Genomic DNA, 13,067 nt, shown 5'->3' on the forward strand with positions numbered 1-13,067 from the left:
GGAAGCCGCGGCGCCCGCCATCCGGGCCCGGACACGTCGCCGCAGGTGAGCCCTGGTCTCGGACTTAGGCAGACCTAAGTGATGTACCCCACCGGAACCGGCGAACTCCCCGCTTGTGGATCGCGGGAGAATTACGCAACAATGGCGTTGTGAAATACGCGAGCGAGGCTCCGAACGAACGCGCGGCCGAAGCGGCCGCGCGGTCTGGCACGCCTGCGTCCGCGCCGGAAGAGCAGCACGGCACCCGCAACCGGGTGGCGCGCTCCATCCTCGACCACGGCCCCTCCACCGCGGCGGAGCTCGCCCTGCGGCTGGAGCTGACCCAGGCGGCCGTCCGCCGTCACCTGGACACCCTCGTCGCCGACGGCGTCGTCGAGCCCCGAGAGAAGAGGGTGTACGGGGCGCGGGGGCGCGGCCGCCCGGCCAAGGTCTTCGCGCTCACCGACTGCGGTCGCGACGCCTTCGACCAGGCCTACGACAAGCTCGCCGTCGACGCTCTCCGCTGGATCGAGCAGAGCGCCGGAGGCGGCGAGGCGGGGCGTGCCGCGGTCGCGGCGTTCGCCCGCGCCAGGCTCGCCGCCCAGGCGGAGGAGTACCGCGGCGCCGTCGAGGCCGCCGCCCCCGGCAGCCGCACCGAAGCGCTCGCCGGAGCACTCTCCGCGGACGGGTACGCTGCTACGGCGCGCAGCGCGCCGGTCGGCGAACAGCTCTGCCAGCACCACTGCCCGGTCGCCCACGCAGCCGAGCGATATCCGCAGCTGTGTGAGGCGGAGACCGAGGTCTTCTCCCAGCTGCTCGGAACCCATGTGCAGCGTCTGGCCACCATCGCCCATGGCGACGGGGTGTGCACGACGTTCGTTCCGAAGACCGGCAAGGTCGAGAAGACCGACACCAGCACCACCAAGACCACCACCGCATCTGCCAGCACGGCCGGGAGGAACCCCGAATGACTCTCCCCACGGAGACCGCTCACCCCGAGCTCGAGGGTCTGGGCAACTACGAGTACGGCTGGGCCGACTCCGACGTGGCCGGTGCCTCGGCCAAGCGCGGCCTCTCCGAGGAGGTCGTACGCGACATCTCGGCGAAGAAGTCCGAGCCGGAGTGGATGCTCAAGCTCCGTCTGAAGGGCCTGCGGCTCTTCGGCAAGAAGCCCATGCCCACCTGGGGCTCGGACCTGTCGGGTATCGACTTCGACAACATCAAGTACTTCGTCCGCTCCACCGAGCAGCAGGCCGCCTCCTGGGAGGACCTGCCCGAGGACATCAAGAACACGTACGACAAGCTGGGCATCCCGGAGGCCGAGAAGCAGCGCCTCGTCGCGGGTGTCGCGGCCCAGTACGAGTCCGAGGTCGTCTACCACCAGATCCGTGAGGACCTGGAGGAGCAGGGCGTCATCTTCCTGGACACCGACACCGCGCTCAAGGAGCACCCGGAGCTCTTCAAGGAGTACTTCGGCACCGTGATCCCGGCGGGCGACAACAAGTTCGCCTCGCTGAACACGGCGGTCTGGTCCGGCGGCTCGTTCATCTACGTGCCGAAGGGCGTGCACGTGGAGATCCCGCTCCAGGCGTACTTCCGCATCAACACCGAGAACATGGGCCAGTTCGAGCGGACGCTGATCATCGTCGACGAGGACGCCTACGTCCACTACGTCGAGGGCTGCACCGCGCCGATCTACAAGTCGGACTCGCTGCACTCCGCGGTCGTCGAGATCATCGTCAAGAAGGGCGCCCGCTGCCGCTACACGACCATCCAGAACTGGTCGAACAACGTCTACAACCTGGTCACCAAGCGCGCCGTGGCCTACGAGGGCGCGACCATGGAGTGGGTCGACGGCAACATCGGCTCCAAGGTGACCATGAAGTACCCCGCCGTCTACCTGATGGGTGAGCACGCCAAGGGCGAGACCCTGTCCATCGCCTTCGCGGGCGAGGGCCAGCACCAGGACGCCGGCGCCAAGATGGTCCACATGGCCCCCCACACCTCGTCGAACATCGTCTCCAAGTCGGTGGCGCGCGGCGGTGGCCGCACCTCCTACCGCGGTCTGATCGAGATCGGCGAGGGCGCCGAGGGCTCCAAGTCCAATGTGCTGTGCGACGCCCTGCTCGTCGACACGATCTCCCGCTCGGACACCTACCCGTATGTGGACGTCCGCGAGGACGACGTGTCCATGGGCCATGAGGCGACCGTCTCCAAGGTCAGCGACGACCAGCTCTTCTACCTGATGAGCCGCGGTCTGTCCGAGGACGAGGCCATGGCGATGATCGTGCGCGGCTTCGTCGAGCCGATCGCGCGCGAGCTGCCCATGGAGTACGCGCTGGAGCTCAACCGGCTGATCGAGCTGCAAATGGAGGGCGCGGTCGGCTGACGCCACCCCCTTCCCGCCCGGCGGGGGCCGAGGTCCTCGCCCGGGCACCCCATTCAGGCCCATCAGGCAGAAAGAGAGCAGTACGACAGCCATGGCTGAAACCATCCCGGCCGGATCCACCACGGACGGCGTCATCCAGGTGGGCCAGCCCACCGATGCCCGGGTCAGCGCGCTCGCGTCGTACGACGTGGCCGACTTCCCGGTGCCCCTTGGCCGCGAGGAGGAGTGGCGGTTCACCCCGCTGGAGCGGCTGCGCGGTCTCCACGACGGCACGGCCGTCGCCGACGGCGGCGTCAAGGTCGAGGTGACCGCCCCCGAGGGCGTCACGGTCGAGACCGTGGGCCGCGACGACGCGCGCCTGGGGAAGGCCGGCAAGCCGGTGGACCGGGTGGCGGCCCAGGCGTACAGCTCCTTCGAGAAGGCGTCGGTCGTCTCGGTGCCCAAGGAGACGGTGCTCACCGAGCCGGTGCGGATCGCCGTGCACGGCGAGGGCGGCACCGCCTTCGGCCACCAGGTGATCGAGATCGGCGCCTTCGCCGAGGCGGTCGTGGTCATCGACCACACCGGTGACGCCACGGTCGCCGCCAATGTGGAGTACCTGATCGGCGACGGCGCCAAGCTCACCGTGGTCTCGGTCCAGGACTGGGACGACACCGCGGTCCACGCCGGTCAGCACACCGCGCTGGTCGGCCGGGACGCCACCTTCAAGTCCGTGGTCGTCACCTTCGGCGGCGATCTGGTGCGGCTCCACCCGCGGGTGGTCTACGGCGCCCCGGGCGGTGAGGCCGAGCTCTACGGCCTGTACTTCACCGACAACGGCCAGCACCAGGAGCACCGGCTCTTCATCGACCACGACACCCCGCACTGCCGCAGCAACGTGGCCTACAAGGGCGCGCTACAGGGCGCGGAGGCGCACGCGGTGTGGATCGGCGATGTGCTGATCCGGGCCGCCGCGGAGGGCACCGACACCTACGAGCTCAACCGCAACCTGGTCCTCACCGACGGCGCCCGCGTCGACTCGGTGCCGAACCTGGAGATCGAGACCGGCGAGATCGTCGGCGCCGGTCACGCGAGCGCGACCGGCCGCTTCGAGGACGAGCAGCTGTTCTACCTGATGGCGCGCGGCATCCCGGCCGACGAGGCCCGCCGTCTGGTGGTCCGCGGCTTCTTCGCCGAGCTCGTCCAGCAGATCGGGCTCCCCGAGCTGGAGGAGCGGCTCATCGCCAAGATCGAGGCCGAGCTGGAGGCGTCCGTAGGATGACCCCGACCTTCGTACGCGCCTGTGCGCTGGGTGAACTCGAGGAAGACACCCCCAAGCGGGTCGAGCTCGAGGGCGTGCCGGTCGCTCTGGTACGCACCGAGGGCGAGGTGTTCGCGGTCAACGACATCTGCTCGCACGCGAACGTCTCGCTGTCCGAGGGCGAGGTGGAGGACTGCCAGATCGAGTGCTGGCTGCACGGCTCCAGCTTCGACCTGCGCACCGGCAAGCCGTCCGGCCTCCCCGCGACGCGCCCGATCCCCGTATACCCCGTAAAGATCGAAGGGGACGATGTGCTCGTCTCCGTCACCCAGGAGTCCTGAGGCACCCATGGCCACGCTTGAGATCCACGACCTGCACGTTTCCGTCGACGCCGAGGGCGGCCCCCGCGAGATCCTGCGCGGTGTCGACCTGACCGTGAAGCAGGGCGAGACGCACGCCATCATGGGCCCCAACGGCTCCGGCAAGTCCACCCTGGCCTACTCGCTCGCCGGTCACCCGAAGTACACGGTCACCGGCGGCACCGTGACGCTGGACGGCGAGGACGTGCTCGCGATGTCCGTCGACGAGCGCGCCCGCGCCGGTGTCTTCCTCGCCATGCAGTACCCGGTCGAGGTCCCCGGCGTCTCGGTCTCCAACTTCCTGCGTACCTCCGCGACCGCGATCCGCGGCGAGGCGCCCAAGCTCCGCACCTGGGTCAAGGAGGTCAAGGAGGCCATGGAGCGCCTCCACATCGACCCCTCCTTCGCCGAGCGGAATGTGAACGAGGGCTTCTCCGGCGGTGAGAAGAAGCGCCACGAGATCCTCCAGCTGGAGCTGTTGAAGCCGGCCATCGCGATCCTCGACGAGACCGACTCCGGCCTCGACGTGGACGCGCTGCGGGTGGTCTCCGAGGGCGTCAACCGGGTCCGCGAGTCCGGCCAGGTGGGCACCCTGCTGATCACCCACTACACCCGCATCCTGCGGTACATCAAGCCCGACCACGTCCACGTCTTCGCGGCGGGCCGGATCGCCGAGTCCGGCGGTCCCGAGCTCGCCGACAAGCTGGAGGAAGAGGGCTACGAGGAGTACGTGAAGGGAGGCGCGTCCGAGTGACACAGTTGCCGGGCCTCCTCGACACCGAGGCGATCCGCAAGGACTTCCCGATCCTGGACCGGGTCGTCCACGACGGCCAGCGGCTCGTCTACCTGGACAACGCGGCGACCTCGCAGAAGCCGCGCCAGGTGCTTGACGTGCTGAACGACTACTACGAGCGCTCCAACGCCAATGTGCACCGGGGCGTCCATGTGCTCGCCGAGGAGGCCACGGCGCTGTACGAGGGCGCCCGCGACAAGGTCGCCGACTTCATCAACGCTCCCAGCCGCGACGAGGTGATCTTCACCAAGAACGCGTCGGAGTCGCTGAACCTGGTGGCCAACATGCTCGGCTGGGCCGATGAGCCCTACCGGGTGGACCAGGACACCGAGATCGTCATCACCGAGATGGAGCACCACTCCAACATCGTTCCGTGGCAGCTGCTCTCGCAGCGCACCGGTGCGAAGCTGAAGTGGTTCGGCCTCACCGAGGACGGCCGCCTCGACCTGTCGGAGATAGAGCAGATCATCACCGAGAAGACCAAGGTCGTCTCGTTCGTGCTGGTCTCCAACATCCTCGGCACGGTCAACCCGGTCGAGGCGATCGTCCGCCGCGCCCAGGACGTCGGCGCCCTCGTGGTGATCGACGCCTCCCAGGCCGCCCCGCACATGCTGCTGGACGTGCAGGCGCTCCAGGCCGACTTCGTGGCCTTCACCGGCCACAAGATGTGCGGCCCGACCGGTATCGGGGTGCTGTGGGGCCGCCAGGAGTTGCTGGAGGACCTGCCTCCGTTCCTCGGCGGCGGCGAGATGATCGAGACCGTGTCGATGCACTCGTCCACCTACGCCCCGGCGCCGCACAAGTTCGAGGCCGGTACGCCCCCGATCGCCCAGGCCGTCGGCCTCGGCGCGGCCGTGGACTACCTCACCTCGATCGGCATGGACAACATCACCCGCCATGAGCACGCCCTGACGCACTACGCGGTCGGCAGGCTCCTGGAGGTGCCGGACCTGCGCATCATCGGCCCCACCACGGCCGAGGAGCGCGGTGCCACGATCTCCTTCACGCTCGGTGACATCCATCCCCACGATGTGGGCCAGGTGCTGGACGAGCAGGGGATCGCGGTCCGGGTCGGTCACCACTGCGCCCGCCCCGTATGCCTGCGCTACGGAATTCCGGCGACCACCCGAGCGTCGTTCTATCTGTACTCCACGCCGGCCGAGGTCGACGCCTTGGTCGAGGGCCTGGAGCACGTACGGAACTTCTTCGGGTAGGGGCGTGCCGCGTGAAGCTGGATTCGATGTACCAGGATGTGATCCTGGACCACTACAAGAACCCCCATGGCCGGGGGCTGAGGAACGGCGACGCAGAGGTACACCACGTCAATCCCACCTGCGGTGACGAGATCACGCTCCGGGTGCGGCTTGACGGCGACACCATCGAGGACGTGAGCTACGAGGGGCAGGGCTGTTCCATCAGCCAGGCCAGCGCCTCGGTGCTCAATGAGCTGCTGGTGGGCAAGGAGCTGGCCGAGGCCCGCAGAATCCAGGAGACCTTCCTGGAGCTGATGCAGTCCAAGGGCAAGGCCGAGCCGGACGACGCCATGGAGGAGGTGCTGGAGGACGCGATCGCGTTCGCCGGTGTCTCCAAGTACCCGGCCCGGGTGAAATGCGCCCTGCTGAGCTGGATGGCGTGGAAGGACGCGACGGCGCAGGCACTGGGCGAGACCGCCGGAGGGAAGACCGCATGACTGAGAACGCCGCCACCACCACCAAGCCCGCCAGCGAGGAAGAGGTCCGCGAGGCCCTGTACGACGTCGTGGACCCCGAGCTGGGCATCGACGTGGTCAACCTCGGTCTGGTCTACGGCATCCATGTCGACGACGGCAATATCGCCACCATCGACATGACGCTCACCTCGGCGGCCTGTCCGCTGACCGATGTCATCGAGGACCAGGCCAAGTCCGCGACCGACGGCATTGTCAACGAGCTGCGGATCAACTGGGTCTGGATGCCGCCGTGGGGCCCGGACAAGATCACCGACGATGGGCGTGAGCAGCTGCGCGCGCTCGGCTTCAACGTCTGACGCCTCCTGGGCTTGTCGCAACGGCCCCCGCGCTTCGGCGCGGGGGCCGTTGCGTGTGCCATGGGCCGTTTCGTATGTCGTGGATCGTTGTGTACGTACGTACGCATCGTTGTGTACGCTCGTACGCATGGGATATGTGACGCTCTCCGGGGCCATCCTGGCCGAGATCTTGGCGACCACCTCGATGAAGTACAGCGAGGGCTTCAGCAGGCTCTGGCCCTCGCTGGCCACCGGCGCGGGCTATCTGGTGTCCTTCGTGCTGCTCGCGCACACGCTCAAGTCCATCTCCGTCAGCACCGCCTACGCCATATGGGCCGGGGCCGGGACCGCCGTCATCGCCGCGATCGGCATGCTCTTCCTGGGGGAGGCGATGACCGCCGCGAAGGTGCTGGGCGTGCTGCTGGTCATCGCCGGAGTGGTGGTGCTCAATCTGAACGGCACCCACTGATGGGCCGCCGCTACGACCCCGAGCGGCGGCAGCGGATCATCGACGCCGCGGCCGCCGTGGTCCGCGAGCGCGGCATCGGGGGGCTCGGCCACCGGGCCGTGGCCGCCGCGGCCGATGTGCCGCTGGGCTCGACGACCTACCACTTCGCGACCCTCGACGATCTGCTGATCGCGGCGCTCCGCCAGATCAACGCGGAGTGGCTGGCGGAGGTGGAGCACTGGGTGGAGGGCGTCGATCCGGCCGCACCGCCCGCGGACGAGCTGGCCCGGTGGCTGGGGGAGCAGCTCACGGGCGACCGGGTGCGGATGGAGCTGGAGTACGAGCTGTACTTCGCCGCGCTGCGCCATGAGGGGCTGCGGCCGCTCGCCGCCGAGTGCCTGGACGAGATGGTCCGGATGCTGACGCGGCTGGTGCCCGACGCGGACTCGGCGCGCGCGGTGGTGGCCCTGATCGACGGGCTGACCTTGCAGGTGCTGCTGGCGGACCGACCGTACGACCGGGAGGGCACCCGTGCGGCGCTGGAGCGGATCATGGGTGGGGACGTCGACGAGGGGCCGGCCATGATCGGCGCCGGCTGAGACCGCACGACCGGCCGCCCGGGACCGCTCGCTGTGACCGCACGGCGGACCGCGCGACCGGCCGCCCGGGGACCACCCGATGAGACCGCACGGCGGCCCGCACGGGACCGCTCGCTGAGACCGGTTCGCCTCCTGGGCCCGGCTCCGGTTAGCGTTCTGACCATGACCGATGCACCCACCACCGCCCCCACCGGCGCCGTCGCCGCCGGTCTCGCCACCCTCACCGAGGACGGCACCGTCCTGGACACCTGGTTCCCGGCCCCCGAGCTGACCGCAGAGCCCGGCCCGGCCGGGACCGAGCGGCTCGACGCGGAGCACACCACGCGGCTGCTGGGCGAGACCGCCCTCAAGGCGGTCGGACCGGACCCCCGGCGCGGCGTCGAGGTCGTCGCCGTCCGCACGGTCATCGCCTCGCTCGACGAGAAGCCGCAGGACGCGCACGACGCGTACCTGCGGCTCCATCTGCTCAGCCACCGCCTGGTCAAGCCGCACGGCCTGAGCCTGGACGGCCAGTTCGGCCTGCTGGCCAACGTCGCCTGGACCTCGCTCGGCCCGGTCGCCGCCGACCAGGTGGAGCGGGCCCGGCTCGCCGCCCGCGCCGAGGGGCTCCAGCTGTCGGTGACCAGTGTCGACAAGTTCCCCCGGATGACCGACTACGTCGTCCCCGCCGGCGTCCGCATCGGCGACGCCGACCGGGTCCGGCTCGGCGCCCACCTCGCCCCCGGGACCACGGTCATGCACGAGGGCTTCGTCAACTTCAACGCCGGGACGCTCGGCACCTCCATGGTCGAGGGCCGGATCAGCGCGGGCGTCGTGGTGGGCGACGGCTCCGACGTCGGCGGTGGCGCCTCGATCATGGGCACCCTCTCCGGCGGCGGCAAGCAGACGATCACCATCGGCGAGCGCTGCCTGCTCGGCGCCGAGGCGGGCCTGGGCATCTCGCTCGGCGACGACTGCATCGTCGAGGCGGGGCTGTATGTGACGGCGGGCACCCGCGTCACGCTCCCGGACGGCAAGATCGCCAAGGCCCTGGAGCTCTCGGGTGTCAACAACCTGCTCTTCCGCCGCAACTCCATCACCGGCACGGTTGAGGCGCTGCCCCGCACCGGTTCCTGGGGCGGGCTGAACGAGGCGCTGCACAGCCACAACTGAGTTGGCCGGGGTTCGCCCCCCTTGGGTTTCGTTGCCGGGCGCGGGGCCGGTGGGTGGTGTTGTGCCCACCCGTCCCGCCAGGGGGCACCTCCCAGCGGTAGCTGGGGGAGGGACGATTGCCCACAACTTGGGTGCAGGGGGCAAGCCCCCTGCACCCCGGAGTGCGTCCCTCAGGGGCGCACTCGTACCACCTGCGGGTCGTGGTCGCTGGACTGGTCCGAGAACTCGGCGTTGATGTGCACGATGTCGTAGTCGGCACGGCGCAGCGCGCGGCTGGTCAGGATGTGGTCCAGCACCTGCGAATTGCCGTTGTAGACATAGCCGTAGCGCTCGTCCTTCGGCAGCCGGGTCACCAGGTCCGTCAGCACACCGCCCTTGGTGAGGTCGGCCAGCGCGGGCGAGAACTGGTAGTCGTTGAGGTCGCCCGCGACGACCACCGACGCCTTCGGATCGGCGTTCAGCAGCGCCTTGACGAAGGTGTTGACCGCCGTGGCCTGCCCGGTGCGCTGGGTCTCCGAGGAGCGGGCCGGGGGCTGGAAGCGGCTGTCCAGGCCCTGGTCGCCGCCCTTGGAGTTGAAGTGGTTCGCGACCACGAACACCGGGCGGCCCCGGAAGGAGAACTGCCCGGCCAGCGGCTTGCGGCTGGCCTTCCAGACGCCGTTCGCCGGGTCGATACGGCCGGGGGAGGCCGACAGCGTGGCCTTGCCGTCCTTCTGCTCGACCTGCACGGGGGTGGTGGAGTCGCCGCCGGGGATGTCGGTGAAGGAGACCCGCTCGGGGTTGTAGAGGAACGCCACGCGGATGTTGCCGCCCGGCTCGCCGCCGTCCTGGTCGTCCACCGGGTTGATCTGCCGCCACTCGTACGCGGGACCGCCCGCCGCCTTGATCGCGTCGGTGAGCTTCTTCAGCGTGGCGTCGGCGCCGACCACCGAGTCGTTCGTCGCGCCGTTGTCGTCCTGGACCTCCTCCAGGGCGACGATGTCCGGCGAGGCGAGGTGCTCCACGAGACCGGTGGCCAGCCGGTCGAACTTCGACTGGGCGGTCTTGGGGGAGAGGTTCTCCACGTTGTAGGTGGCGATGGAGAGTTCGTCCGCCTTCTGCTTGCGGGTGGTCTCCCGCTGCGGGCCGTGGTCGGCCAGTTCGCCCATCGCGGTGGCCGCGATCGTGTAGCCGCCGAAGTTGTCGTAGTCCATCGGCCCGGCCGTGGTGCCGGTCAGCGCGTCGCCGACGTCCGCCACGGGGAAGGGGTGCTGGGCGTAGGGCAGGAGCGAGACCACCCTCACCCGGCCCGCGTTCGGGTCGCGGTACGAGCTGTAGAGGGCGCCGCCGCGCGCGGTGCGCTGGTGGTGGGGCTCGGCGGTGACCCACAGCTCCTTGTAGGTGTTGGTCGCGCCGACCACGGGGGCGTTCTCGACCGAGACCCGCATGCCCTCCAGCGACTCGTAGCGGTCCAGGGCGTATGAGCGCGGCCGCAGCGCCAGCCCCTCGATGGAGTCGCCGCCGGCGTCCGGGGTGTAGCGGTCGGGGATCGTGGAGGGATTGAGCCGGTAGGCGGCGGGCAGCGCGTTGCCGGAGGACTGGACCGTCCAGGTCGCCTTGGAGAGCTCGGTGAGCGACTGCCCGCCGGCGTCCTTGCCGCCCGGGTAGTACTCGGACACCGTCCCGGAGACCAGCACCGAGTCGCCCACGGTGACCGAGGGCGTGGTCGATCCGGTGAAGACGAAGATCGCCTCGCTGGTGGCCGCGTCCTTGTCGGGCCGGGTGTCCTGGGTCCAGAAGCCGCGCGAGGAGCCGAAGGCGCGTATCGCCGTGACCGTGCCGGGCACGTCGCTCACCTGCTGCCCGGCGAGCGGGGATATCCGGGTGCTGCCCTGGATGTCATGGATGCGGACCTCGGCGGCGGAGGCCGACGAGGGCACCGCGAGCAGCCCGGCCGCGAGGGCGGAGGCGGCGACGGCGGTGAGGGCGACGGGTCCGCGCGGGGCGCGAAGGGACATGGTGATGGCCTCCGGAAAGGAGTGAACGGCGAGGAATACGCCTCTACGCGCGTCAATCTCTTTCCTCGCCACGGAAGTTGTCAAGGGAAGACGGGTGGCCCGGGCATGGCGGGAGCGGGACGGAAACATGAACGAGGGCAGCGGGATGTGGTGCGGGAAGGGGCGCGGGACGGGGCGCAGACCACATCGGGACGAAAGTGCCGTCCCGTTCCGTCTACGCTGGGGTCCGGGCCGTATCCGCGCACCCGCGCCGGTACACCCCGCATCGCCGTACCCCCATGGCTCCGCGGTCCCGTGGACCCACAGCCCCACAGCCCCATAGCCGCACAGCCGCACAGCCCCGCATTCGCGCCCGCGACCTCCGCGCCCGCGACTTCCGTGCCCTCGAGGAGTGACGTCCGCCCATGCCAGAAGAGCGCCCCACCATGCCGCCCGTGTGGCTTCGCACCGACGCGGAACTCGCGCGGGACGCACTCGCCGCACCGCTGCTCGCCCGCGCGGTCCGGCTCGCCCGCTGGGCCGAGCAGGGGAAGCCGGTGGCGTCGGGCGGGGCGCTGCCGGAGGGCGAGCTGCGGGAGGCGACCGAGCTGCTGGAGCTCGCGGGGGACGAGGACGGGCCGCTGTACGCGGCGCAGGCGTGGCAGCTGGCGGTGGACACCGGGCTGGTCGAGATCGAGGAGCCGGCGGGGGCGGACGGTGAGGGTGCCGGTGCCGGTGCTGGCGCGGACGGCGAGGCGAGGGCCGAGGACGAGTTCTCCGCCGTCGCGACCAGCGGCGAGGAGCTGCGGCTGATCACCGAGGGCGGTCCGCGCGACATCCTGGACATCTGGCTCGACGGCTTCGAGACGGTGCTGGCCGACGCCTCCGCCCCCGACCTGAGCGACATCGCCGCCCAGATCAGCGAGAGCGGTGAGCTCGACCTCGACGCGCTCGACTGGAACCCGGAGGAGGAGGCCGAGTTCCTCGACGGGGTGCTGGGCAACCTCTATCTGCTGACCGCCCTGGACGAGGAGGCCGCCACGGCCCCCGTACCGCTGCCCGCGCTGGCCGCCTCCATGATCGTTCCCGAGGACATGGACGAGCCCACCGACGACATCCTCGAAGAGGTCTCCGAGGCGATGGTGCGGCTGGACGACCAGTTCCGGCTGCTCGCCCCGACCGGCCTCGTCGAGTACCAGCCGGTGGACGAGGCGCTGATCCAGGAGGTCGACGGCGAGGGCCGGATCCAGGAGCCCGAGACGGCCCAGGAGCTCGAGGACGAGGACGTCTCCCGCTACGGCATGGTGCGGCTCACCCCGCTCGGCGTCTACGCCGTACGGGCCCGGATGCTCGAGGCGGGCATCGACGCCCCGGCCGTCGGCGACCTTGCCGACCAGGGCGCCGACATCCTGCTGGACGCCCTCCCCGGCCACCCCGAGCCCGCCGCGCGGGCCGAGGCCGAGCAGTGGCTGGCCCGCCGTACGCCCGAGGAGGCCGCCCGCGAGCTGCTGGCCGCCGCTCGGGGGGACGACGAGGACGCGCCGCTGCGCCGCCTCACCTGCCAGCAGACGCTCTCGCTGGCCGGGACCGAGGCCGAGCCCGCCCTGCGCGAGGTGCTCGACGACCGCCACTTGGGCGGGCTGGCCCGGGTCTGGCTGGCCGAGCACGGGGTGGCGGGCGTGCCGGAGCCGTCGGAGGAGATGGTCTTCTGGCTCACCGTGGACACCCTCGCGGCCCAGCTCGCCTCCGAGGGCGACTCGGCGGAGCTGCGCGATCTGGTGCGGGGCCTGGTCGACCAGTCGGGGAGCTTCTTCGACTCGGCCTGGCGGGTGGACCACCCGGCGACGGCGGATGTGCTGGAGGCGATGGGTCGTCTGCACCCGGACAAGAAGGCCGCGAAGGAGGCCCGCAAGGCCGCCTTCAAGGCCCGTTCAAGGGCCTAACCGCGCCCCGGCTGGGGGTGACGCCTGCGGCGGGCTGCTCCCCTCCCCGCCCCTTCCCGATACCAGGGGCATTGCCCCTGGACCCCGGGGTCTGAGGCAGAGCCCTGCCGCGCGGCGGAGCCGCATACCGAACTGGGGCTCTGCCCCGGGGTCTGGGGCAGAGCCCCAGTTTCGGGAAGGGGCGG

Annotated in this window: 13 protein-coding genes; 12 read left to right on the top strand and 1 reads right to left on the bottom strand. The window is 70.4% G+C overall.

Annotated elements, in window-relative coordinates; translation table 11 throughout:
• Positions 1-149 precede the first annotated feature (149 nt).
• The 11 genes from KHP12_RS37310 to dapD all read left to right on the top strand — a co-directional run bounded on the left by KHP12_RS37310 (position 150) and on the right by dapD (position 8,963).
• Entirely contained in the window at positions 150-950 is an 801-nt protein-coding gene (locus tag KHP12_RS37310; protein WP_037949651.1) for a helix-turn-helix transcriptional regulator, read from the top strand.
• A complete protein-coding gene (gene sufB / locus KHP12_RS37315) occupies positions 947-2,368 on the top strand; it encodes a Fe-S cluster assembly protein SufB (RefSeq protein ID WP_086881309.1) in 1,422 nt (473 codons plus the stop codon). The genes KHP12_RS37310 and sufB overlap by 4 nt, the downstream gene beginning before the upstream one ends.
• A 91-nt stretch (positions 2,369-2,459) precedes the next feature.
• On the top strand, positions 2,460-3,629 hold the full coding sequence (gene sufD / locus KHP12_RS37320) for a Fe-S cluster assembly protein SufD (protein ID WP_037949648.1): 1,170 nt from the start codon (positions 2,460-2,462) through the stop codon (positions 3,627-3,629).
• Positions 3,626-3,949, top strand: a complete 324-nt coding sequence (locus tag KHP12_RS37325) for a non-heme iron oxygenase ferredoxin subunit (RefSeq protein WP_037949646.1) — start codon at positions 3,626-3,628, stop codon at positions 3,947-3,949. Before sufD ends, KHP12_RS37325 begins: the two co-directional genes overlap by 4 nt.
• A gap of 7 nt (positions 3,950-3,956) precedes the next feature.
• Positions 3,957-4,721, top strand: a complete 765-nt coding sequence (gene sufC, locus KHP12_RS37330) for a Fe-S cluster assembly ATPase SufC (protein ID WP_037949644.1) — start codon at positions 3,957-3,959, stop codon at positions 4,719-4,721.
• Positions 4,718-5,974, top strand: a complete 1,257-nt coding sequence (locus tag KHP12_RS37335; RefSeq protein WP_037949642.1) for a cysteine desulfurase — start codon at positions 4,718-4,720, stop codon at positions 5,972-5,974. The genes sufC and KHP12_RS37335 overlap by 4 nt, the downstream gene beginning before the upstream one ends.
• 11 nt (positions 5,975-5,985) lie before the next feature.
• A complete protein-coding gene (sufU, locus tag KHP12_RS37340) occupies positions 5,986-6,450 on the top strand; it encodes a Fe-S cluster assembly sulfur transfer protein SufU (protein ID WP_037949640.1) in 465 nt (154 codons plus the stop codon).
• The gene (locus tag KHP12_RS37345; protein WP_037949638.1) at positions 6,447-6,785 is read left to right on the top strand and encodes a metal-sulfur cluster assembly factor; all 339 of its coding nucleotides are present in this window, start codon (positions 6,447-6,449) and stop codon (positions 6,783-6,785) included. The genes sufU and KHP12_RS37345 overlap by 4 nt, the downstream gene beginning before the upstream one ends.
• Positions 6,786-6,912: 127 nt before the next feature.
• Positions 6,913-7,233: a DMT family transporter gene (locus KHP12_RS37350; RefSeq protein ID WP_086881308.1), complete on the top strand. Its 321-nt coding sequence runs from the start codon at positions 6,913-6,915 to the stop codon at positions 7,231-7,233.
• On the top strand, positions 7,233-7,811 hold the full coding sequence (locus KHP12_RS37355) for a TetR/AcrR family transcriptional regulator (RefSeq protein ID WP_086881307.1): 579 nt from the start codon (positions 7,233-7,235) through the stop codon (positions 7,809-7,811). Before KHP12_RS37350 ends, KHP12_RS37355 begins: the two co-directional genes overlap by 1 nt.
• Before the next feature lie 162 nt (positions 7,812-7,973).
• Entirely contained in the window at positions 7,974-8,963 is a 990-nt protein-coding gene (dapD, locus tag KHP12_RS37360) for a 2,3,4,5-tetrahydropyridine-2,6-dicarboxylate N-succinyltransferase (RefSeq protein WP_086881306.1), read from the top strand.
• 170 nt (positions 8,964-9,133) lie between these two features.
• On the opposite strand, the gene KHP12_RS37365 is transcribed toward dapD, so the two are convergent.
• Positions 9,134-10,960 carry a DUF8508 domain-containing protein gene (locus KHP12_RS37365; RefSeq protein WP_211834145.1) on the bottom strand — a complete coding sequence of 609 codons (1,827 nt, stop codon included), beginning with the start codon at positions 10,958-10,960 and terminating at the stop codon, positions 9,134-9,136.
• A 404-nt stretch (positions 10,961-11,364) separates the two neighbouring features.
• Between KHP12_RS37365 and KHP12_RS37370 the strand changes: the two genes are divergently transcribed.
• Positions 11,365-12,882, top strand: a complete 1,518-nt coding sequence (locus tag KHP12_RS37370; protein WP_211834146.1) for a hypothetical protein — start codon at positions 11,365-11,367, stop codon at positions 12,880-12,882.
• The last annotated feature ends 185 nt before the right edge of the window (positions 12,883-13,067 follow it).

Origin of the sequence: Streptomyces asiaticus (genome assembly GCF_018138715.1) — a bacterium.
GTDB classification, from domain to species: Bacteria; Actinomycetota; Actinomycetes; order Streptomycetales; family Streptomycetaceae; genus Streptomyces; species Streptomyces asiaticus.